The following is a 21,280-nucleotide window of genomic DNA, read 5'->3' on the forward strand; positions in this document are numbered from 1 at the left end:
TGTCCTAGTCGGGTCTCGGAGAGCCGGGTCGTCCCGATGCGGTGCACCACCGGGTCGGTCTGCGGGGACGGCCGGGCGGTCCGTGGTTCGGCGGCCGGGCGGTGGCGGCCCCGCGCTGGGCCGCTGCCGCCGGTGCCGGGGTCAGGCTCTGCCGGTGTGGGCGCGCGCCAGCTGGCCCCTGCTCGCGACGAGCAGCAGCCTGGCCTCCTGGAACTCCTGGTAGCGCAGGTGCTCGCAGGCGGCCTCGGCGCAGGCGCGCGCCTGCCGCAGTGCCTCGTTCGTGGGCTCGCCGGGCAGGTCGAGCGCGTCGCGGAGGACGCGCTCGGCGCGCCGGGAGCCCTCGGCCGGGTCGCCGAGGGAGCTGGGGCGGACCGAGGCGAGGACCTTCTCGACCGCCAGTTCCAGCTCGTCCTCGGGGTTCGTGGTGAGCTGAGCGGGGATGACCGCTGTCGCTGTGGGCGTGACCAGATCGGTGTTCACGGGGTCGTGCCACCTCCAACCGTGTCGTGGTGATGACGGGGTCGAACGGTACTCCGCAGGCGTGCTGCCTGCGGTTACAGCCGTGTTCCCGACTCGCGGGCCCGTCACCGGGCACGCCCCGCGCGCAACGCGGCGGCGATGGCGCGCACGCGCGGGTCGGTCAGGAAGGCGTCGAGCCCGCCGGGGAGCGGGATGCGCCAGTTCGGGTACTGGTCGACGGTTCCCGGCAGGTTCGGCTGGCGGGTCTCGCCCACCGCGTCCTGCGGGGAGGTCAGCACGAGCACCGAAGGCGCCTCGGCGAGCAGCGCGTGGAACGACACGAGCAGGTCGTCACCGAGGACCCCTTCCTGCCGCAGCAGCTCGACCAACTGGTCTCGTTCAGCCTCGGCGGCCTCGAATTCCCCCTTCGGGTCGACTTCAAACAACCCGAGTTCGGCCCTGATCCGCACGTGCTCCGCCTGCAGGAACCCGGCGAGCGTCGGCAGGTCGTGGGTGGACACGCTCGCCATCGCGGAGGTGGTCCAGCCCTTGGGCGGGATGAGCGGGTGGCCGGGCTGGTCGTAGTCGCGCTGGAACCACAGGACGGCGGAGCTGAGGGCGCCGCGCTCGTGCAGCTCCTCGGTGACGCGGTCCTCGACGGTGCCCAGGTCCTCGCCGACGACGACGGCGCCCGCGCGGTGCGCCTCCAGGGTGAGGACGGCGAGCATGGCGTCGGCGTCGTAGTGCACGTACGTGCCGCGCTTGGCGGGCTCGCCCGGCGGGATCCACCACAGCCGCCACAGGCCGGCGACGTGGTCGACGCGGATGCCGTCGGCGTGCCGCAGGACGCCGCGCAGCACGGCGCGGAACGGCTCGTAGCCCTGCTCGGCGAGGCGGTCTGGGCGCCACGGCGGCAGGTTCCAGTCCTGGCCGAGCTGGTTGAAGGCGTCCGGCGGGGCCCCGACGCGCACGCCCGCGGCGAAGGCGTCGCGCAGGGCCCAGGTGTCGGCGCCGCCGGGGTGCACGCCGACCGGGAGGTCGTGGACGATGCCGACGGGCATGGCGGAGGCGGCGGCGCGGGCGTCGGCGAGCTGGCGCTCGCACAGGGTCTGGAGCCAGGCGTGGAAGGCGACGCGCTCGGGGTCGGCGGTGGCGGTGGCCGGGTCGCGCTGGTCGGCGGGCCAGTGCCGCCAGTCGGGGCCGTGCCGCTCGGCGATGGCGCAGAACCGGGCGAAGTCCAGGAGGTCGGGGTCCTCGGGGAGGTCGTGCTCGCGGTCGGCCCAGAGCAGTTCGAGCGCGGCCTTCTTCGCGGCCCACACGGCGTCGTAGTCGATCAGGTCGGCGTTCTCCGGGCGCTGGGCCACGACCGCGCGCCGGACCTCGGTCGGGGCGCGGTGGAACTCCTCCAGGTCGGTGACGCGCAGGTACAGCGGGTTGGCGAACCGGCGGCTGCTCGGCGAGTAGGGCGATCGCTCGACCGGGTGAGTGGGGCTGATGGCCTGCACCGGGTTCACCAGCAGGACGCCCGCGCCCAGCTCGGTGGCGGAGCGGCGGGCGGTGGTGGCGAGGTCGCCGTAGTCGCCCATGCCCCAGGACTGCTCGGAGCGCATCGCGTACAGCTGGAGCATCCAGCCCCAGGCCCTGGGGACCGGCGGGAGCTTGGCGGGGGCGACGACGACGGTGCGATCGCCGAGGCGGTGGTAGCCGAGCGGGAGGACGGCCGGGAGCCGGGCGGAACCGCCGTCCTCCAGGACGACCGTGCCGTCGCCCTCCAGGAGCTGGCCCTCGCGCAGGACGATCGTGGCGGGCGGTGGCGTCGGGGCGGCGAGCGCGGCGCGGACGGCCTCCGGGGTGGAGGCGTCGACGCCGAGCTCGGCCAGCACGGCAACGACCACGTCGGCGTCCACCTCGACCCGCGTGTCGCCCGCGTCCTCGTACCAGGTCGCGACTCCGTGCGCACGGGCCAGCGCGGCCAGGTCCTCGTCCACGCTGGACAGCTTCGTCCGGGGCGGGTGGTCGAGGCCAGGCAGGTCAGGCGTGGTCACCCGATGGTTGCAGGAAGCCGCACTACCGGATGGCCCGGTCGAGTGGCTGGGAGCGGTGCCGGCCTCGGGGGTGGGGTCGGGCAGGGCGGTTTCCTCGGGCCGGGCGGTGCTGCCGGGCGGGGGCGTGGTGCTGGTCGGCTGGTTCGCGGAGTCGGCCACGGTGGGGGAATGCCCGAGCCGGGGCCGGTCGAACCCGCAGGTGCCGCACGGGTTTCGGGGTGGTGGGGGGAAGTTGTGGGGAGTCGGGGTGGGCCGGTGGCGGAGTGCGCCCGCCGGGCTGGGCCCAGGGCTTGGGGGCGCGGTGCGAAACCGGGGAAAAGACCAAGAGCACTGGGTGGCGGTGGGGGCCTAGGGTGCGACGGTTGGGGGGGTCGCGCCGCTGCGCGGCGCGGGCCCGCTCGATCCCCGCACCACGAGCTGCGCCGAGGGCGGCGCGATGGCCTCCGCGTGCGGCTGGGCGTCGCCGCGCAGGGCGGACAGCAGCACGGCGGTGGCGTGCTCGCCGCGCTCGCGCCACGCGCCCTCCACGGCGGTGATGCCCACCGCCCGCGCCAGCTCCGCGCCCTCCAGGCTGACCACCGAGACGTCCTCGCGGCCGTCGCGGCGCAGCCGCAGGTACACGCCGAGCGCCACCTCGCCGCTGGAGCTGATCACCGCCGTGGGCAGGGCCCCGCCGTCGAGCAGCGCGTCGACCACCTGCTCGCCGCCCGCGACGGTCGGCGAGGACCACACCGTCCACTCCGGACGCACCGCCAGCCCCTCGGCGGCGAGCACCTCGTCCAGGGACTCGTCCACGTCCTCGGCGAGCACCAGCGCGACCTCGCGGTGGCCGTGCCCGATGAGGTGCCTGGCGGCGAGCGCGACGGCCTCGCCGAGGTCGCCGTCCTCGACCAGCACGACCGGCACGCCCGCCCCGTCCAGCGCCGCCCGCTCGGCCTCGGTGGGCCTCGTGGCCAGCGCGAGCACCCCGTCGACGCGGCGGCCGGTGGGCACCTGGTCGAAGAAGCGGGCGCGCGCGGCGGGGTCGTTGAGCACGTACAGCAGCACGTCGTAGCCCGCCTCGCGCAGCGCGGACTCGGCGCCCGCGAGCAGGTCGCCGCGCCCGACGTCGGCGGTGAGCACCGCGACCGCGTAGCGCCTGCCGCCCGCGAGGCTGGAGGCGTCGCGGGCGATCGCGTAGCGCATCCGCTTGGCCACCTCGGCGACGTGCTCGCGGGTGCTCTCCGACACCCCCGGCTCGCCGCGCAGCGCGCGCGACACCGTCGCCGCGGAGACCCCGGCGGCCTTCGCCACGTCGGACATGCTGGTCATCCCCACCTCCAGGCTTCACCCGAGGGTATCGAGAACCTCCCGGCGCCCCGCCGCCGAGCGGCCCTGGGACGATCATGGCCAGGCACCGCACCCCGTCGAGAGGACCCCCGATGAAGCCAGGCGATCAGGTCAGCGACTTCACGCTGCCCGACCAGGACGGCGAACCGCGCACCCTGTCCGCGCTGCTGGCGGACGGGCCGGTGGTGCTGTTCTTCTACCCGTCGGCGATGACCAGCGGGTGCACGGCCGAGAGCTGCCACTTCCGGGACCTGGCCGCCGAGTTCGCGCAGGCGGGCGCGCAGCGGGTGGGCATCAGCACGGACTCGGTGGCGCGGCAGAAGCAGTTCGCGGACATCAACAGCTTCGACTACCCGCTGCTGTCCGACGCGGACGGCGCGGTGGCCGAGGCGTTCGGGGTGAAGCGGCGGTTCGGGCCGCTGCCGGTGAAGCGGCACACGTTCGTGATCGGCACGGACCTGACGGTCCTGGAGGTGATCAAGTCGGAGTTCGCGATGAACGCGCACGCCGACAAGGCGCTGGCGGTGCTGCGGGAGCGCGCGGGGAGCTGAGGCTCAGGCGCCGGGGGCCAGCCGACGCACCAGGTCGAGCTGGTCCCCGCCCGTGGGCAGGAGGCCGATGATCGGGGTGTCGACGCCGTTGGCGGCGTACTGGGCGACGCGCGCCCGGCACTGCTCGGCGCTGCCGTGCACGACGAGCGCGTCGACGACCTCGTCGGGCACGAGCGCGTTGGCCTCCTTGCGCCTGCCCGCCGACCAGGCCTCGCGCATGGGTGCGAGGACTTTGTCGCGCCCGAGCCAGTCGTGGAAGGCGGCGTAGGCGGGGACGGTCAGGTAGGCGCAGATCAGGGCACGGCCGAGTGCGCGGGCGGCGTCGGCGTCCTCGGTGGGGCAGACGAAGATCCGGGCGGCGAGCTCCTTGTCCCCGAGCGCTTCGCGGACGCGGGGGACGTCGGTGGCGGCGAGCCAGTTGGTGATGGCCCCGTCGGCCTCCCGCGCGGCGAGGCGGAGCATCCCCGGCCGCAGCGCCGCGAGCATGATGGGCACGTGGTGCGCGGGCGCTTTCTCGAGCCGGAAGCCGCTGACGCTGAACGTCGGGTACTCACGGGTGACCTTGTCCCCCGCGAGCGCGGAGCGGAGGAAGCGGAGGGTGTCGCGGGTGCGGGCGAAGGGCTCGGTGAACTCCTGCCCGTTCCACCGGGAGACGATGGCGGGCGAGGACGACCCGATCCCGAGCACGAACCGCCCGCCGGAGACCTCGGCGAGCGTGGCGGCCGACATGGCGAGCAGCGCCGGGCCGCGGGTGTAGACGGGGGCGATGGCGGTGCCGAGGCGGGCGGTGGGCGACCACTGGGCGGCGAGGGCGAGCGGGGTGAACGCGTCGGCGCCGGAGGTCTCGGCGGACCAGATGTCGGTGTAGCCGAGGGCGGTGAGCTCGGAGACGAGGGGTTGGTGGTCGAGGATCGGGACACCGGTCAACGGCAGCGTGATACCCCAACGACCCACGGTGGCCTCCCAGAGCTCCAGGTGAGGGCACCGTACCGCAGGGTACCGACTGGTCGGTATGCCGAATGGGGGAATGGGAGGGGTGGCGAGGGGCGGCTTGTGGCGGGCAGGACCGAGCGCTGGATCCGAGACTCCGCTGAACCGAATGAAAACGGTTCCTTGGACGGATAAACTCGCTGGCCAACAAGCGTCTTCCCCGCACATGCGGGGGTGGTCCGGGGCACCCGCGTGCGGGGAAGCGTCGGTTCAAGTCTTCCCCGCACATGCGGGGGTGGTCCCGTCGCAGCGGCCTCGATCAGGTCCACGACCTGGTCTTCCCCGCACATGCGGGGGTGGTCCGTACTTGTCCCCCAAACCACGCCCGACGTGCAGGTCTTCCCCGCACATGCGGGGGTAGTCCCATCCATCCAGCCGTAACCCGCGCACAGGCCCGCCGCTGGACAGCTCCCCCACCCGACGTGTTTAGCGCCCCCGATCAGGGGCACCCAAGAGGCGCGCAGGCCCGCCAGGAGTCCGACCCGACAACCTCAGAGCGCGATCCCGCGTTGCGCCAGCCACCCGACCGGGTCGATCTTCTGGCCGCCGTTGAGCCACACCTCGAAGTGCAGGTGCGGCCCCGTCGACTGGCCCCGGTTGCCCATCGTGGCGATCTGCTGCCCCGCCGACACCCTGGTGCCCGCGTACGCCACGATCGTGTCCACGTGCCCGTACACGGTCACCGTGCCGTCGTCGTGCTGCACGCGCACCCACAGGCCGAAGCCGGACGCGGAGCCCGCCTCGATCACGGTGCCGTCCATCGCCGACAGGATCGGGGTGCCGATCGAGTTCGCGATGTCGATGCCGTAGTGCGTGGTTCCCCAGCGGGCGCCGAAGCCGGACGTGAACGAGCCCTGCGCGGGCTTCACGACCTTCGGCCGCTTCGCCGCCTCCTCGGCCTCCCTGCGCGCCTTCTCGGCGGCCTCGGCCTCCTGCTGCTTGCGCAGCTCCTCCTGCTTCACCGCGTAGTCGGCGCTCGCCTGCTGCACCACGCGGTCGACCTGCTGGAGCGCCACCATGCCCTCGCCGCGCACGAGCTTCGCGGACTCCAGGCCGGGGTTCACCTCGTGCACGGTCAGGAGCGCGCCGGACGCCTGCGCGGGCGCCCCCTCGCTGGGGACCAGCAGCGCGCCCGCCAGGTCTCCCCCGGCGGCGAGCGGGATGGCGCTGGTGCCGACGGCGTTGAAGAAGCCGGAGCCGGTCGCGATGGCGCCCGCGACGACGGCGGCGGCGGTGACCCGGCCACGCAGCGGGGACCTGTCGTCCTCCGCGCGGTGCGAGCCGCGACGACCGGGCGCGGGAGCCTTCTTCGGCGGTGCCGTGAAGGCGGTGCGACCGGGGGCGTGCGTGTGGCGGGCCAACTTTCCTCCAGGCATTTCGGGGGGCTCGGTCCAGGACACCCGGCCGGGGGACCGGGTGGAGGTGCCTTCGGGGAGCACCTCCGTTGCCTGCTAGAGACCGAACCGTGACATGCGGCGGAGAACGTAACCCGACGTCACGAAAGTGGGCAACCCATTCGTGGCGAACTGCGGAGATTTAGTGAGATAAGCCACCGCCGACTACGCAGCGTGTTCAAAGACCGGAACGTCTCGCCTGCCGACCGTTATCCGCGCAGGTCAACCCCGTGCCGTCCGAACCGGTTCAGAGATCGGCACCGCCGCGCCCCCGCACGGGCCTGCCAGCCCGCCTGACCCGGAATCGCCACCCTGACCAGCCCGTTCACCGGTGATCGACGAACCGGGGAACGCGCCGCGAAATCGGGGTTTGCCCCCGAACGCGTGACGAAGCGTGGTTGGGCCGAACGGCGGAACCACCCACCCGCCACCGGCTTCCGCGCACCGGAAAAGCAGTGGTCCCCGTCCCGCAGGAGCGGGACGGGGACCACGGTCACCACGGGCGACCAGCCGATCACCCCACGTCCGCCGGGAGACCCCGGCGGGCGGTGGGCGCTACCGGTACTTGGTCGCCGGGGGCAGCGGAACGGCGGGCAGCCCCTCGTGGATCTTGTTCATCGCGTTGAACCACGTCGGGGCCGCGACCTCACCACCGGTGAGACCGGTCCGCCCCTGCCCGCACAGCCGGACCGGGTTGCCGCAGAGGACCTGCGGCGACGCGCCGTCGGTGAAGGTCAGGACGGCGCCCGCGTACTGCATCGTGGCGCCCATGAAGCCCACCGACCAGTAGTTCTCGGTGGTGCCGGTCTTGCCGATGGTCGGCCGGTTCCAGCCCGCCCTGGACGCCGCGCCCGCCGCGGTGCCGCCCGCGGTGGTGTCGTGGCTCATGCCCTGCGCCAGCGCCGCCGCCAGCTCCGGGGACACGGCCTGCTCGCAGGCCGCCTCCTGGAGCTGGACCGGGTTGCCGTTGCGGTCCAGGACCTGCTCGATCGGGGTCGGCGGGCACCAGGTGCCCTCGCTCACGATCGTCGCCGACACGTTCGCCAGCTCCAGCACGCTCGTCGGACCCGCGCCGAGGGTGAACGACCCCATGTTGCCCTGCTTCACGGCGTCACCCTGCGACGGACCGTTGGACTTGTCCTCCTTGAGCGGGTCGCCCGCCAAGGTGACGCCCTGCATCCCGTCGCGCAGACCCAGCCGGTAGGCCATGTCCACGACGTTGTTCAGCCCCGCCTGCTCCTCCAGGATGATGAACCCGGTGTTGGGCGAGGTGGCCAGCGCCTTGGTGAGGGTCATGCTGGTGTCGGCCCCGTCGGAGTAGTTCTTGACGGTGTAGCCCTTGTTGCCGTCCCGGTAGACCCGCGACGTGTAGGTGTTCGGAACCGGGACCTGCCGGTCGATGCCGGTCTTGCCCTGCTCCATCGCCGCGGCGGCGGTGAACACCTTGTAGATCGAGCCCGCGCCGAACCTGGTCACCTCGGCGGGCAGCGAGTACGCGCTCTGCCCGGCGTCGGCGTTGTTGCCGAAGTCGCGGTTGGCGGCCAGCGCGCGGACGCGGTGCTTGTCCTTGCCCGGCTCCACCACGGCCATCGCGTTGGCGACACCGGGGGTGGTCTTGGAGACCTGGCCCTCGGCGGCCTCCTTGACGGCCTGCGTGGCCTTCGCGTCCATCGTCGACTTGATGGTGAGGCCGCCCCTGCGCAGGTCGTCCTCGGTCAGGCCGTGCTCCAGCAGGTAGTCGATCAGGTAGCGGCAGAACGAGCCGTAGATCGGCCCGTCGCCCGCGCCGACGCACCCCATGGGCAGCAGCTTGAGGTCCTCGACCACGCCGATGGGCGCGGCCTTGTACTCCTCGGTCAGCTGGTCGGCCCGCGCGGTGTCCTCGCCGAACGCGCCGTTGTTGCGCATGTAGTCGATGACCGTGTTGCGCCGCTCCATGGCGGCGTCCGCGCCGGCCTCCGGGTTCAGCGCGCTCGGCCGGTTGACCAGGCCCGCCAGCAGGGCTGCCTGCGGGACGGTCAGCTTGTCGGCCGTGGTGTTGAAGTACGTCTGCGCCGCGGCGCCGACGCCGTAGGTGCCGTTGCCGAACGGCACGACGTTCAGGTATGCGGTGAGGATCTCCTCCTTCGTCATCTTCTGCTCGAGCTGCATGGCGATGCGCGCTTCGCTCAGCTTGCGCGCCATCGTGGCAGCCGTCGCCTTCTCGTACGCCTCATCGGAGCCCTTGCCCACCACGAACGCGAGGTAGTTCTTCACGTACTGCTGGGTGAGCGTGGACGCGCCCTGGGAGGTCTCACCCTCGACGCCCGCCTTGGCGGCGGCGCGCATGATGCCCTGCCAGTCGACGCCCTGGTGCTCGAAGAACCTGCGGTCCTCGATCGCGATGATCGCGGCCTTCATCGTGTCGGCGATGTCCTCGAACGCCACCGGGATGCGGTACTGGTCGTACAGGTAGGCGATGGGCTGCCCATCCTTGTCCTGGATGGTGGTGACCAGAGGCAGCTCGGCCTTGGTCAGCTCGCCAGAGGTCTGGTCGACGGTGTCGGCGGCGCGGTTGGAGGCCAACCCCAGACCACCGACGACGGGGAAGAGCACGGCGGCGACGAGAACCCCCGCCGTGAGGCACAACCCCACCATCTTGAGCAGACCTGTCGCACGTGCGGCGAACACTGAACCAGCAACCCCTTCCAGACCCGCGGGGAAAGACGCCCCTCCACAGATAAGTCGCGCGGGACCCGAACCCGGTTGCCTGGAGCGGCGAGGAAATTCCGGGTTGATCGTGCGCGACCTGACCCGCAAGTTACTCCTGCCCGGTTGTGGACGAGGTGAAACGCCAGGCAGGCGAGGCCGTGGTGAGGCACGCGACAGTGCGGGACGGCGGCGCGGGGCGGCTGCGCGGGATGAGAGGGCGGGGCGGCAGGCGGCGCGGACCGGCGGGGCGGCCGGGCGGCGCGCGCCACCCGGCCGCCCCGCGTCCGGCTACTTGGGCGCCAGCCGGATCGTCGCGCTGGCCCTGCGCACCTCGTCCCCGCCGTGCTGCGGCAGCACGTCCTCAAGGAACCCGTACTCGCGCAGCTCCCGCTCGTCGCGCGCCCGCCGCCGCACCGTCCGCCACCACATGGCGATGTCCGCCCAGCCCGGAGCCGACAGCGACCCGCCGAAGTGCTGCGTGGACAGCGCCGCGCACAGGTTCGCGAACCGCACCCGCTGCGCCAGCGGCCAGCCCTCCAGGGTGCCCAGCACGAACCCGGCGCCGAACACGTCACCGGCCCCGGTCGGGTCCAGCGCCGCCACGCTCAGCCCCGGCACGTCCGCCCGCTCCCCGGTGGCCGAGTCGACCGCGACCGCTCCCCCGCCGCCCCTGGTCACCACGACCACCGGCACCAGCTCGGCCAGCCGCTCGGCGGCCAGCTCCGGCGTGGACGACCGGGTGTAGCTCATCGCCTCGACCGAGTTCGGCAGGAACGCGTCGTACCCGTCGAGCCTGGTCAGCAGGTCGGGCGCCCACGCCTCGGTGCGGTCCCAGCCGATGTCGGCGAACAGCAGCGCCCCGCCCTCCTTGGCCTTGCGCACCCACGCCTCGTCCTCGGCCTGCAGGTGCACGAAGCACGCGCGGGTCGACGGCGGCGGGTCGAGCAGCTCGTCGGCGGTGACGGGCGGCTGGTGGCCGTGGGTGACCATGCTCCGGTCGTGGTCCATCGCCATGGAGACGGTGACCGGGGTGTGCCAGCCGTAGAACCGGCGGCAGTGCCCCAGGTCCACCTTCTCCTGCTCGGCCAGCACCTCCCAGCAGAAGTCGGCGTAGACGTCCTCGCCGAACGCCGCCGACAGCCCGGTGCGCAGCTCCAGCCTGCGCAGGGCCACGGCCAGGTTGGCGATGCCGCCGGGGCAGGAGCCCAGCCCGTCCGCCCACACCTCGGTCCCCGGCGCGGGCGGGCGGGGCAGGCCGGTGAAGATGATGTCCAGGAACACCGTCCCGGACAGCAGCACGTCGAAGGACGGCGCCTCGTCGCTCATGCGCACACGATGCCGGCCCTAGGAGGCGGAGCGGTCCACCCGGTCGACCGCGGCGGCCATTTCCCGCATCCTGGTCAGCGCCCGGTGCTGGGCGACGCGGACCGCGCCGGGCGTGGAGCCGACGGCGGCGGCGGTCTCCTCGGCGGTGAGGCCGACCGCGACCCGGAGCACCAGGATCTCCCGCTGCCTGGCGGGCAGCTTGCCGAGCATCCGGGTGATGTGGCCGATCAGCTCGCCGTTGACCGCGCGCTGCTCGGGCCCGTCCTCCAGCGCCGGGGTGTCCGGCAGCTCGGGCACGACCTCGGAGCGGCTGCGCACCGCCCGCCTGCGCGCGTCGGCGACCTTGTGCGCGGCGATGCCGTAGACGAACGCCAGGAAGGAGGTCGGCTCGTAGCGGTAGCGGCCCAGCGCGGCGACCACGGCCAGGCACACCTCCTGCGCGATGTCCTCGGCCGAGACCAGGGTGCGCTCGCGCATCCCGACCCTGGCCCGGCAGTAGCGCAGCACCAGCGGCTGGACCCGCGTCAGCAGCTGGTCGACCGCGCGCGGCCTGCCCGCCAGCGCGTGGTCGACCAGGTCGCCCAGCTCGGCCTCGGCCAGCCAGGCGGCGCTCGGCCCGCCGGGCTCGGGCTCCGGCCCGCTCCCGACCAGCCGGATCCGCCGCCCCTCCCCCGCCACGGCGCCGTCGCCGCCGACCGCCTCGATCCCCTCGATCTCGAAGTCAGCCCGCACGACTGCGTGGTGCCCCATCCGGCGACCCCCTCACGCTCGCGTCCACCCCGGCCGGCTACCACCGGCTACTCGTAGGAGCGCGCAGCCGGGGCGCTGATACCTGATCGGGCCAAGCTGACCACGGGATTCGAGCTCGCAGAGGCAAGAGCACCCGGTTGAGGGAGCACGTGCACCGTTCGGCCCAGCGGAGCTGGGGGCTAGCGCACCAGGAGGAGCCGCCGCACCGCCGGGCAGCCCACCCGACGGCCTGAACGGGCTCGAAGCGGGGAGGACGCCGCCGGGTGACGGAGCGTGACGGCGGGTGCGGCGGCCGGGTGGCGTGCGAGACGCGGGCGCCGCGCTCCCGCGGGCCACCGGCGGGACGGGCCCCGCGATCACCGGGGCGGCCGGTTCCGGGCCAGGATGGGGGTGGAACGGCGTGGTGCGACGGAAGGACCCGGTACACAGTGATCGAGCAGATGAGCGTGCGGACGGACCAGGGCGTGTTCGACGCGATCGCCGCAGGCCCGGAGGACGGGCGCCCGGTGCTGCTGCTGCACGGCTTCCCGCAGGCGGCGCTGTGCTGGGAGCACCAGGTGGCGGTGCTGGGCCGCGAGGGCTATCGGGCGGTCGCGTTCGACCAGCGCGGCTACTCCCCCGGCGCCCGACCGGCCGAGGTGTCCGCGTACGGCACGGGGTCGCTGGTGGGCGACGTGCTCGCGGTGGCCGACGAGCTGGGCTGGCCGGTGTTCGACCTGGTCGGGCACGACTGGGGCGGCGCGGTGGCGTGGTGGGCGGCGGCCGAGCACCCGGAGCGGCTGCGCTCGCTGACCGTCGTGTCGACCCCGCACCCGGCCGCGCTCGGCGAGGCGATGCGCACCGACGAGGAGCAGCACCAGCGGTCCGGGTACATGGCGCAGCTGCGCGCGTCGGGCGCGGAGAAGCAGCTGCTCGCGAACGACGCGGAGGCGCTGCGGCGGATCTTCGACTGGCGGGTGCAGCCGGGCCGGGTGGACGAGTACGTGTCGCGGCTGAAGGAGCCGGGGGCGCTCACGGCGGCCCTCAACTGGTACCGGGCGAGCCGCCCCGACGGCCGGATCGGGAAGGTGACGGTGCCCACCCTGTACGTGTGGACGACCGAGGACGTGGCCTTCGGCTCCACGGCCGCGCTGGCCACGGGCGACTGGGTGACCGGCCCTTACACCTTCCGGATGCTGGAGGACGTGTCGCACTGGGCGCCCGAGGAGGCGCCCGAGGCGGTCACCGCCCTGCTGCTGGCCAACCTGTCGATTTCATGATTTTCGACTTGTCGTTGAACCGTTACCGGGTCGTGGCACGTCTGCCTCACTATGACGGAGTTGACCTACTCGGAGCGTCGGGTTGCGACCCTCGCCGCGTGTGGACACAGCAACCGGGCCATCGCCATGCGGCTGCACATCACCGTGAGCACGGTAGAGCAGCACTTGACGAGGGTGTACCGGAAGCTGTCCGTGGCGAGCAGAACCGAGCTGAAGGGGCACAGCGCACTGGTGTGACCCCGTGGGGGTGACGGGCCTGCTCCTGGCCGCAGGCGCCGGACGGCGGTACGGCCGCCCGAAGGCGCTGGTGTCGCAGGGTGGCGCGCTGTGGGTCGAGACGGCCTGCGGGGTGCTCCGGGCGGCGGGTTGCGACCGGGTGGTCGTGGTGCTGGGCGCCTCATCCGCACGGGTGCGGGCCACCGCGTCGCTGGGAGACGCGGTGGTGGTGGACAACGCGGACTGGTCCACGGGCGTGGGATCGTCCCTGCGCGTGGGCCTCGCCGCAGCGGGTGACCGGGACGCGGTCGCGGTGCTGCCGGTGGACACCCCCGGTGTCACGGCGGACGCGGTCGCCCGGCTGCTCGTGCTGGCGTCCCCGGCGGTGCTGGCGAGAGCCTGCTACGCCGGGGTGCCCGGCCATCCCGTGCTGATCGGCCGGGACCACTGGGGCCCGGTGTCGGAGTCGGCGCACGCCGACGTGGGCGCGCGCGACTACCTGGTCGAGCACGGCGTGCTGATGGTGCCGTGCGAGGACGTGGCCGACGGCGACGACGTCGACGCGCCGCCCGCTACTTGATCGATCCCGCAACGACTGCGGGGCGCCCACGGGAACCAAACCCCATCTCCTCCCCCACCCGCACCGCCGCGCGGACCAGCCCGGCGAGAGCGGGCGACCGGCTGTGCGGCTGCCACGCGATGAGCGTGGTCACCGGCGGCGCGTCCACCACCGGGACCCCGGCGTGCTCGGCCCACTGCCAGGCCCGGCTGGACGCCGGGATGACCAGCAGCGCCAGCCCGAGCGCGATGAGCTGCGACACCTGCGCCTGGTCCCGCACCTCCGGCCCCGGCCCTGGCGGGTAGCCGCCCTCCAGCCGCGGCCACCGCGCGAGCGGCAGGCCGGGCACGTCCGCGATCTCCGACATGGTCAACGACTCCCGCCGGGCCAGCGGATGCCGAGCAGGCAAAACCGCGACCTGCTCCTCCACCAACAACTCCTCGGTGTCGAACCCCGCCACGTCGTCGAACGGCCGGTGCACCAGCGCGGCGTCCGCCCGCCCAGCCCGCAACAGCCCGGCCTGCTCGCCGATCCCGCAGAGCAGCACCTCGACCTCGCCCGCCCCGACCTCCTCCCGGTACGCGGGCAGCACCCTGCTCAACAACTCGTGGTCGGCCCCGGCCTTGACCGCCAGCACGATCCGCCCCCCGGCCCTGCGGACCCGGTTGGCGGCGGCGGTGGCCGCGTCGAGCACGACCCGCCCCTCCCGCAGCAGCACCTCGCCCGCCGGGGTGAGGGCGACGCCGCGCCGGTCGCGCTCCAGCAGCACCGCGCCCAGTCGCCGCTCCAGCCGCTGGATCGCCCTGGACAGCGGCGGCTGCGCCATGCCCAGCCGCTCGGCGGCCCGCCCGAAGTGCAGCTCCTCGGCGACGGTGACGAAGTAGCGCAGCTCGCGCGTCTCCAGGTCCACGACGCGAGGCTACGCCCCCGGTGATACCCGCCGGGTATCACAGCGGGCGCAACCGGTCTTGGCGCCCGGCCCGCCCCGAGGCAGAGCATCGACACCGTGAACGAGCAGAAGAAGACCGCGCTGGTGACCGGCGCGAACAAGGGCATCGGCTACGCGATCGCGGCGGGCCTGGGCGCGCTGGGCCACCGCGTCGGGGTGGGCGCCCGTGACGACGCCCGCCGCGAGGAGGCCGTGGCCAGGCTGCGCGCGGCGGGCGTGGACGCGTTCGGCGTCCCCCTGGACGTCACCGACGACACGAGCGCCGCCACAGCGGCACGCCTGCTGGAGGGGTCAGGCCACGGCCTGGACGTCCTGGTCAACAACGCGGGCATCTCCGGCGCCCACGCCCCGGACTGGTCCCAGGACCCGACCACCCTCGACCTGGCCGAGGCCCGCAGGGTGGTGGAGACGAACGTCTTCGGCGTCATCCGGGTGACCAACGCCCTCCTCCCCCTGCTGCGCGAGTCCCCGGCCCCCAGGATCGTGAACCTCTCCAGCAGCGTCGCGTCCCTGACCAGGCAGGCGGACCCGGACGCGCAGAGCGGCCCGATCATGGCGGTGTACGCGCCGACGAAGTCCTACCTGAACGCGGTGACCGTGCAGTACGCCCGGCAGCTGGCGGGCACGGGCGTGCTGGTGAACGCGGCCTGCCCCGGCCTGGTGGCCACGGACTTCACCGGCTTCCAGGCCCCGCGCACCCCCGAGCAGGGCGCGGCGACCGCGATCCGCCTGGCGACCCTGCCCGGCGGCGGCCCGTCCGGCGGCTTCTACGACGACGAGGGACCCCTGCCCTGGTGACCGCTCCCGCCGCCTCCCCGCGCGGGGAGGCGGCGGGTCACACCAGCACGACCTCCACCCCGGCGTCCCTGATCCGGGCGACCTCGTCCGCGGGCGCGTCCACGTCCGTGACCAGCACGTCGATCTCCTCCACCCCGCAGACCCGGCCGAACGCGGTCCGCCCGAACTTCGAGCTGTCGACCGCGGCGACCACCCGCCCGGCCGCGCCCACGGCGGCCAGCTTCACCGCGCTCTCCCCGAGGTCGTGCGCCGACACCCCGTCCCGCGCGCTCAGCCCGCAGCTGCTCAGCACCACCGTGTCGAACCGCATCACCCGGAACGCGTGCTCGGTCAGCGGCCCGGTGAACGCCTGCTCCCCCGCCCTGACCTCACCGCCGGGCAGCAGCAGCCGCACCTGCGCCGAGCCGCGCAGCAGGTCGACCGCGTGCAGCGACAGCGCCAGCACGGTCACCCGCCGGTCCACCAGGGAGCGGGCGACCTCCAGCGTGGTCGTCCCGGCGTCCAGGACCGCCGTCTCGCCGTCGTCCAGCATCGCCGCGACGGCGGCCCCGATCCGCCGCTTGGCCTCGACCCGCTGCCGCACCCGCGCCGAGTAGGGCGTCGCCTGCCCGGTGAGCATCCCGACCGCCGCGCCCCTGACCCGCCGCAGCAGGCCCTCGCGCTCCAGCACGTCCAGGTCCCGCCGCACGGTCATCTCCGAGCACCCGACCAGCTCCGCGATCTCCGCGACGCCCACCCGCCCGCCGTGCCGCAGGCTGCCCAGGATCACCTCGTGCCGCTGTGCCACATCCACGGAGTTCATCCGAACAACCGGGGTGGTCGTGGTCAAGGGCTGGTGGCCCGCGCCACCCTCCTGGTAGGACTGCCCCACCTTGCTGCCGATCACCGGAGGTCACCAGATGGGTGCGAAGCGAACCGGTTCCGCGTACGGCGACGCGGTCCGCGACCTGCTGTCCAGGGTGGAGGAGCAGAACGCCGCGGCGCTGGACGACGTCGCCGAGCTCGTCCTGGCCTCGGTGCGGGGCGACGGCGTGGTGCTCGCGGCGGGCGCGGGGCACTCGCTGGCGGCGGTCGCCGAGACCTTCTACCGGGCGGGCGGCCTGGCGTGCGTGCGCCCGGTGTACCACCCGGAGCTGCTGCCGATGCACGGCGCGATCAGCAGCACCGCCGCCGAGCGCCGCTCGGGCCTGGCCGGTCAGGTGCTGCGCGAGGCCGGGTTGGCCAGGCACGACGTGCTGTTCGTGTTCTCCACCTCGGGCGTGAACCCGTACCCGGTGGAGCTGGCCGCGCACGCGGCCGACGCGGGCTGCCCGGTGGTGGCCGTGACGTCCCGGTCCGCGAGCGCGGCGGCGCCGAGGCGGGCGGGGTCGACGCTGGCCGACAACGCCACGATCGTGCTCGACAACCTGGTCCCGCCGGGTGACTCGAGCTACCCGCTGGACGCGCCGGTAACGGCGGCGGTGTCGACGATCGCGACCACGTTCCTGTGGAACCTGGTGATGGTGCGGCTGCTGGACAAGGCGACGGAGGAGGGCGTGGAGCTGCCGCTGTGGCGCAGCGCGAACGTGGAGGGCGGGGACGCGGCGAACGCGGGTCTGCTGCGCAAGTACCAGGCGCGGGTGCCGCAGCTGGGCTGAGCGCGGGCCGCGCACCCCGGTGGCCGTGCGGGCGCCGCTGCCCGGTGCGACCGCGCGGGACTTCTTCGCCGCGCTGGGGGTGGGCGACGCGCAGCGGGTGGGCCGGGCCACCGACGCGCCGGAGGCGGCGGCGCTGGAGGCGGGCGGCCTGCGCGCGGACACCCCGGTGGCCTGCCCCGGCGAGGCGGTGGTTGGCGACCGGACGATCACCAACGACGGCGGCTTCGACCTGGGGTCGGTGCCGCTGCGGCGGGCGTTCGCGGCGTCGTGCAAGACCACGTTCGGCATGGCGCTGCTGGCCGCGACCGCGGCGAACGGCTCGACCCCGGCGCCGAGGCTCGTGCGCGAGCTGGAGACGACGGGCGGGGGGCACCCGGCGCCGAGCGCGGGCGTGGTGACCGCGCTGCGGGCGATGACGGCGGACGCGGCCACCTCCGGCACGGCCCGCGCGCTGGCGGCGCACGGCGACGTGCGGGGCAAGACGGGGACCGCGCAGTTCGGCGACGGGACGGGCGCGCACGGCTGGTTCGCGGGCTACCGGGGCGACGTGGCGTTCGCGGTGCCGGTCGTGGCCGGGCGGACGCGCGTGGTCCACGAAGGTGCGTCGGGCGGTCACAGACGGGCGGGGCGGGGCAGGGCGGGGCGAGCGTGGGCCGGGCCGGGCGGGCAAGTCGGGCGTGGGTGGGGGCTTGGTCGGGGTTTCTCGGTGGCTTGTGGTGCGGCGGGCGCGGTCGGGGGAGGTCCCGGCCGCGCCCGGCGCGTCAGGCCCGCGCGGCCCCCGCCTTCTCGGGTGCCCCGCCCGTCGCCCCGGCCTCCACCCCGGCCGCTGCCCGGTCTCCCGCCGCCCCGTCCGCCTTCCCGCTCCCCCGCGCCCCCTCCTGCGTCCCGTGCAGCTGCGCGTACCGCCCGTTCGCCGCGATCAGCTCGTCGTGCGTCCCCCGCTCCACGATCCGCCCGCCCTCCACCACGAGGATCACGTCGGCCGAGCGGATGGTCGACAGGCGGTGCGCGATCACCAGCGCGGTCCGGCCGCGCAGGGCCTCGCCGAGCGCGGCCTGCACCGCCGCCTCGGACTCGGTGTCCAGGTGCGCGGTCGCCTCGTCCAGGATCACCACCCTGGGCCTGGCCAGCAGCAGCCTCGCGATGGTCAGCCGCTGCCGCTCCCCGCCCGACAGCCGGTACCCGCGCTCGCCGACGACGGTGTCGAGCCCGTCCGGCAGCGAGGCGACCAGCTGCTCCAGCCTGGCCCGCCGCAGCGCGTCCCACACCTCCTCCTCGGTCGCCTCCGGCCTCGGGTACAGCAGGTTGGCCCGGATCGTGTCGTGGAACAGGTGCCCGTCCTGGGTGACCACGCCGACCGCGCCGCGCAGGTCCTCGGACGCGACCTCGCGCACGTCCACCCCGGACAGCCGCACCGCGCCCGCGTCGACGTCGTACAGCCTGGGCACCAGCGAGGCCAGCGTGGACTTGCCCGCGCCGGACGACCCGACCACCGCGACCAGCTGCCCGGCCTCGGCGCGGAAGTCCAGCCCGTGCAGCACCTCCTCGCCACCGCGCGTGTCCAACGTGGCCACCGATTCGAGGGAGGCCAGCGACACCCGGTCGGGGGCCGGGTAGCCGAAGCGGACGCCGTCGAACTCCACCGACAGCGGCCCCTCCGGCAGCGCCACCGGCTTCTCCGGCTCGGTGATCATCGGTTCCAGGTCGAGCACCTCGAAGACCCGCTCGAACGACACCAGCGCCGTCATCACGTCCACGCGCGCGTTGGCCAGCGCGGTCAGCGGCGCGTACAGCCTGGTCAGCAGCAGAGCCAGCGACACGACGGTGCCCGCCGCGAGCTCCCCGGTGATCGCCAGGTACCCGCCGAGCCCGTAGACCAGGGCCTGGGCGAGCGCGGACACCAGGGTCAGGCCGGTCATGAACCAGCGGGTGGCCATCGCGGTGCGCACGCCGATGTCGCGCACCCGCGCGGCCCGCTCGCCGAACTCGGCGGCCTCGGCGCGCGGGTGGCCGAACAGCTTGACCAGGGTCGCGCCGGGCGCGGAGAACCGCTCGGTCATCTGGGTGGTCATGCCCGCGTTCAGCCCGGACGCCTCGCGCTGCAGGTCGGCCATGCGCGCGCCCATCCGCCGCGCGGGCAGCACGAACAGCGGCAGCAGCACCAGGGCGAGCGCGGTCACCTGCCAGGACAGCGTGATCATCACGCCGAGCGACAGGCCGAGCTGGATGACGTTGGTGACCACCCCGGACAGGGTGGAGGTGAAGGCGCGCTGGGCGCCGATGACGTCGTTGTTGAGCCTGCTGACCAGCGCGCCGGTGCGGGTGCGGGTGAAGAACGCGACGGGCATCCGCTGCACGTGCTCGAACACGGCGCGCCGCAGGTCGTGGATCAGGCCCTCGCCGATGCGGGAGGACTGCCAGCGCTCGACGAGGCCGAGGCAGGCGTCGAGCACAGCGATGCCCGCGATGACGACGGCGAGCCACACCACGGTGGACACGTCGCCATGCCCGACGATCGCGTCCACGACCCGCCCGGCGAGCACGGGCGTGCTGACCGCGAGCACCGCCGACACGACCGTGAGCAGCAGGAACACCACGAGCTTCGCCCGGTGCGGCCGGGCGAAGGCGAGCACCCGGCGGAACGTGCCGCGCCGGACCCCGCTCGGGGCGTTGGAGGCGGCAACGGCCGCGCGCATCAGAGCCCAGGAACCTTCCACGCCCGTGGAGAACACCGGGGGACGCCGCTTGCTTCCCCGGTTCCGCCGAACGCGAACATTTTTCAGGTGGCGAATGGCCCAAGAGGGGCGCACCGGGGAATGCGGGACGTCGCAATCCTGCCGACGAACAGAATGCAAGTGCCACGATCGAGTGAACTTGCGCGATGCTTGGCCCACAAAACGACCCGCCGTGGAACCCGGAATTCCACCCGGAAGAACAAGGATCGTTCGCCCGGCGACCGTTGGGGCGTCACCGGAAACGTGTCGAGGGCTACCCCCGCACCCGGTTTCGCGCGCCGAGGACGTCCCGCGGGGGCGTACCGAACCACACCGGGGACGGAACCTGAAAACGCTTTCAGTTCTACTTTCCGGAACCGGAGGGCCCACCGAGGCGCCTGCGCGATCCCGCACCACCCCGAAGCGCCACGACCGGCGGCAGCGGCGATCAGGGCTCGACGATCAGGACCTGGCGATCAGGACTTGGCGAGCGCCGCGAGGTCCGCGAGCCTGCGCAGCTGGGCCTCCCGCTCGGCCCGCAGCTGCTCCTCCTCCGACGCCCCGTCCGCGGCGGCGGCCAGCAGCGCCAGGGTCTCGCGCGTCGCGCCCGGAAGGGGCAGCGTGACGGCGGCGACCAGGTCGTCCACGGCGGAGTCGAGCCCGTCGACCGGCACGACCGCGTTGACCAGCCCCATCGCCAGCGCCTCGGTCGCGCCGACCGAGCGCCCGCTCAGGCAGATCTCGGCGGCCCGCGAGTACCCGACCAGCCGCACCAGGGGCAGCGTGCCGCCCAGGTCGGGGACGAGCCCGAGGGAGGTCTCGGCCATCCGGAACCGGGCGTCCTCGGCGGCGACGCGGAAGTCGCACGCCAGCGCCAGCTGGAAGCCCGCGCCGATGGCGTGCCCGCGCACGGCGGCCACGGTCACCCGCTCGGGGGAGCGCAGCCAGCGGAAGCCCTCCTGGAAGGACGCGATCAGCGCGGCCCCGCCCTCGGGACCGCGCTGCAGGATGTCCGCCAGGCCGGGTTCGCCGTCCACGTGGTCACCGGTGAACAGCCGCCGGTCCAAGCCCGCCGAGAAGGCGCGACCTGAGCCCCGGACGACCACGACGCGGACGTCCGGGCCCAGCTTCTCACCGATGTGGCGCAGAGCCTCCCACGTGGACGGCGTCTGCGCGTTGAGCACGTCCGGCCGTTCGAGCACGATGGTCGCGCGCGGTCCGTCGAGGACGAGCCGCACACCACCGCGCCCGAGCAGGTCGGCGTCCACTGCGCTCGATGCCGACATGCGCTGAAACCTCCGGGTCCGGGAGGGTGTCGCGTCCTGCGTCACCCGCTTGTGTTACCGGAGGGTAGCTTACTTCTTCTTCGTTCGGGTGGCGCCACCTCGACCGCGCAGCTGCACACCGGACTCGCTGAGGACCCGGTGCACGAAGCCGTAGGAGCGCCCGGTTGACTCGGCCAAAGCCCGGATGCTCGCGCCCTTTTCGTACTTCTTCTTCAGGTCAGCGGCCAGCTTGTCCCGTGTGGCACCGGTGATCCGGGCGCCCTTCTTCAGGTCAGCCACCTTGTCCCGCCTTCCGTGGACAGCAGGTCGGGCCTTGAAAGCCCCTGT

At 73.9% G+C, this 21,280-nt stretch carries 19 protein-coding genes and 1 pseudogene; 7 read left to right on the forward strand and 13 right to left on the reverse strand.

The window, feature by feature from the left end:
* Positions 1 to 141: 141 nt before the first annotated feature.
* The 3 genes from CNX65_RS25420 to CNX65_RS25430 all read right to left on the reverse strand — a co-directional run bounded on the left by CNX65_RS25420 (position 142) and on the right by CNX65_RS25430 (position 3,815).
* On the reverse strand, positions 142 to 480 hold the full coding sequence (locus CNX65_RS25420) for a hypothetical protein (RefSeq protein WP_096496021.1): 339 nt from the start codon (positions 478 to 480) through the stop codon (positions 142 to 144).
* A gap of 104 nt (positions 481 to 584) precedes the next feature.
* Complete coding sequence (gene malQ, locus CNX65_RS25425; RefSeq protein WP_096497996.1) at positions 585 to 2,447, reverse strand: 4-alpha-glucanotransferase; 1,863 nt, start codon at positions 2,445 to 2,447, stop codon at positions 585 to 587.
* Between the two features lie 405 nt (positions 2,448 to 2,852).
* Complete coding sequence (locus tag CNX65_RS25430; protein WP_096496022.1) at positions 2,853 to 3,815, reverse strand: LacI family DNA-binding transcriptional regulator; 963 nt, start codon at positions 3,813 to 3,815, stop codon at positions 2,853 to 2,855.
* Between the two features lie 110 nt (positions 3,816 to 3,925).
* Between CNX65_RS25430 and CNX65_RS25435 the strand changes: the two genes are divergently transcribed.
* Positions 3,926 to 4,384, forward strand: a complete 459-nt coding sequence (locus tag CNX65_RS25435) for a peroxiredoxin (protein ID WP_096496023.1) — start codon at positions 3,926 to 3,928, stop codon at positions 4,382 to 4,384.
* Between the two features lie 3 nt (positions 4,385 to 4,387).
* On the opposite strand, the gene CNX65_RS25440 is transcribed toward CNX65_RS25435, so the two are convergent.
* The 5 genes from CNX65_RS25440 to shbA form a co-directional block, all read right to left on the reverse strand.
* A complete protein-coding gene (locus tag CNX65_RS25440; RefSeq protein ID WP_096496024.1) occupies positions 4,388 to 5,338 on the reverse strand; it encodes an LLM class F420-dependent oxidoreductase in 951 nt (316 codons plus the stop codon).
* A gap of 527 nt (positions 5,339 to 5,865) precedes the next feature.
* On the reverse strand, positions 5,866 to 6,735 hold the full coding sequence (locus tag CNX65_RS25445; protein ID WP_177154344.1) for a M23 family metallopeptidase: 870 nt from the start codon (positions 6,733 to 6,735) through the stop codon (positions 5,866 to 5,868).
* Positions 6,736 to 7,323: 588 nt separating this feature from the next.
* Positions 7,324 to 9,438 carry a transglycosylase domain-containing protein gene (locus tag CNX65_RS25450; protein ID WP_232520004.1) on the reverse strand — a complete coding sequence of 705 codons (2,115 nt, stop codon included), beginning with the start codon at positions 9,436 to 9,438 and terminating at the stop codon, positions 7,324 to 7,326.
* 309 nt (positions 9,439 to 9,747) lie between these two features.
* Entirely contained in the window at positions 9,748 to 10,785 is a 1,038-nt protein-coding gene (locus CNX65_RS25455; protein WP_177154345.1) for a PfkB family carbohydrate kinase, read from the reverse strand.
* An 18-nt stretch (positions 10,786 to 10,803) separates the two neighbouring features.
* A complete protein-coding gene (shbA, locus tag CNX65_RS25460) occupies positions 10,804 to 11,385 on the reverse strand; it encodes an RNA polymerase sigma factor ShbA (RefSeq protein WP_041838339.1) in 582 nt (193 codons plus the stop codon).
* A gap of 578 nt (positions 11,386 to 11,963) precedes the next feature.
* Between shbA and CNX65_RS25465 the strand changes: the two genes are divergently transcribed.
* The 3 genes from CNX65_RS25465 to CNX65_RS25475 are packed head-to-tail and all read left to right on the forward strand — an operon-like array spanning position 11,964 to position 13,590.
* A complete protein-coding gene (locus CNX65_RS25465) occupies positions 11,964 to 12,794 on the forward strand; it encodes an alpha/beta fold hydrolase (RefSeq protein WP_177154346.1) in 831 nt (276 codons plus the stop codon).
* 51 nt (positions 12,795 to 12,845) lie between these two features.
* Positions 12,846 to 13,031: a helix-turn-helix domain-containing protein gene (locus CNX65_RS25470; protein ID WP_041837014.1), complete on the forward strand. Its 186-nt coding sequence runs from the start codon at positions 12,846 to 12,848 to the stop codon at positions 13,029 to 13,031.
* Positions 13,032 to 13,035: 4 nt separating this feature from the next.
* Positions 13,036 to 13,590: a nucleotidyltransferase family protein gene (locus CNX65_RS25475; protein WP_096496027.1), complete on the forward strand. Its 555-nt coding sequence runs from the start codon at positions 13,036 to 13,038 to the stop codon at positions 13,588 to 13,590.
* Here the strand turns inward: CNX65_RS25475 and CNX65_RS25480 are convergent.
* Positions 13,583 to 14,479, reverse strand: a complete 897-nt coding sequence (locus CNX65_RS25480; protein ID WP_096496028.1) for a LysR family transcriptional regulator — start codon at positions 14,477 to 14,479, stop codon at positions 13,583 to 13,585. The two genes, CNX65_RS25475 and CNX65_RS25480, sit on opposite strands and share 8 nt — an antisense overlap.
* A gap of 87 nt (positions 14,480 to 14,566) precedes the next feature.
* On the opposite strand from CNX65_RS25480, the gene CNX65_RS25485 reads away from it, so the two are divergent.
* Complete coding sequence (locus CNX65_RS25485; RefSeq protein ID WP_198320649.1) at positions 14,567 to 15,316, forward strand: SDR family oxidoreductase; 750 nt, start codon at positions 14,567 to 14,569, stop codon at positions 15,314 to 15,316.
* A gap of 37 nt (positions 15,317 to 15,353) precedes the next feature.
* Here CNX65_RS25485 and CNX65_RS25490 read toward each other — a convergent pair whose 3' ends face one another.
* The gene (locus tag CNX65_RS25490; RefSeq protein ID WP_309141957.1) at positions 15,354 to 16,202 is read right to left on the reverse strand and encodes a DeoR/GlpR family DNA-binding transcription regulator; all 849 of its coding nucleotides are present in this window, start codon (positions 16,200 to 16,202) and stop codon (positions 15,354 to 15,356) included.
* Positions 16,203 to 16,215: 13 nt separating this feature from the next.
* Here CNX65_RS25490 and CNX65_RS25495 point away from each other — a divergent pair, with 13 nt between their 5' ends.
* The gene (locus CNX65_RS25495; protein WP_096496030.1) at positions 16,216 to 16,953 is read left to right on the forward strand and encodes an SIS domain-containing protein; all 738 of its coding nucleotides are present in this window, start codon (positions 16,216 to 16,218) and stop codon (positions 16,951 to 16,953) included.
* A 286-nt stretch (positions 16,954 to 17,239) separates the two neighbouring features.
* Positions 17,240 to 17,482: pseudogene (locus tag CNX65_RS37405) on the forward strand (penicillin-binding transpeptidase domain-containing protein); the annotation flags it as partial.
* A 232-nt stretch (positions 17,483 to 17,714) separates the two neighbouring features.
* Here CNX65_RS37405 and CNX65_RS25500 read toward each other — a convergent pair.
* From CNX65_RS25500 to CNX65_RS25510, 3 genes are all read right to left on the reverse strand, one after another.
* Positions 17,715 to 19,649 (reverse strand): ABC transporter ATP-binding protein, encoded by a 1,935-nt coding sequence (locus CNX65_RS25500; protein WP_096496031.1) that lies wholly within the window; start codon positions 19,647 to 19,649, stop codon positions 17,715 to 17,717.
* Positions 19,650 to 20,143: 494 nt separating this feature from the next.
* Positions 20,144 to 20,953 (reverse strand): enoyl-CoA hydratase/isomerase family protein, encoded by an 810-nt coding sequence (locus CNX65_RS25505; protein ID WP_096496032.1) that lies wholly within the window; start codon positions 20,951 to 20,953, stop codon positions 20,144 to 20,146.
* Positions 20,954 to 21,022: 69 nt separating this feature from the next.
* Positions 21,023 to 21,232, reverse strand: a complete 210-nt coding sequence (locus CNX65_RS25510; RefSeq protein ID WP_015103570.1) for a helix-turn-helix domain-containing protein — start codon at positions 21,230 to 21,232, stop codon at positions 21,023 to 21,025.
* Between the last annotated feature and the right edge of the window lie 48 nt (positions 21,233 to 21,280).

This window comes from Actinosynnema pretiosum, assembly GCF_002354875.1.
Taxonomy (GTDB): domain Bacteria; phylum Actinomycetota; class Actinomycetes; order Mycobacteriales; family Pseudonocardiaceae; genus Actinosynnema; species Actinosynnema auranticum.

What these genes read in the sequence shown, in the direction of transcription:
- CNX65_RS25495 (WP_096496030.1), top strand. Translation starts at nt 16,216, where the DNA reads ATGGGTGCGAAGCGAACCGGTTCCGCGTACGGCGACGCGGTCCGCGAC.
- CNX65_RS25455 (WP_177154345.1), bottom strand. Translation starts at nt 10,785, where the DNA reads ATGAGCGACGAGGCGCCGTCCTTCGACGTGCTGCTGTCCGGGACGGTG.
- CNX65_RS25435 (WP_096496023.1), top strand. Translation starts at nt 3,926, where the DNA reads ATGAAGCCAGGCGATCAGGTCAGCGACTTCACGCTGCCCGACCAGGAC.
- CNX65_RS25430 (WP_096496022.1), bottom strand. Translation starts at nt 3,815, where the DNA reads ATGACCAGCATGTCCGACGTGGCGAAGGCCGCCGGGGTCTCCGCGGCG.
- CNX65_RS25505 (WP_096496032.1), bottom strand. Translation starts at nt 20,953, where the DNA reads ATGTCGGCATCGAGCGCAGTGGACGCCGACCTGCTCGGGCGCGGTGGT.
- CNX65_RS25470 (WP_041837014.1), top strand. Translation starts at nt 12,846, where the DNA reads ATGACGGAGTTGACCTACTCGGAGCGTCGGGTTGCGACCCTCGCCGCG.
- CNX65_RS25500 (WP_096496031.1), bottom strand. Translation starts at nt 19,649, where the DNA reads ATGCGCGCGGCCGTTGCCGCCTCCAACGCCCCGAGCGGGGTCCGGCGC.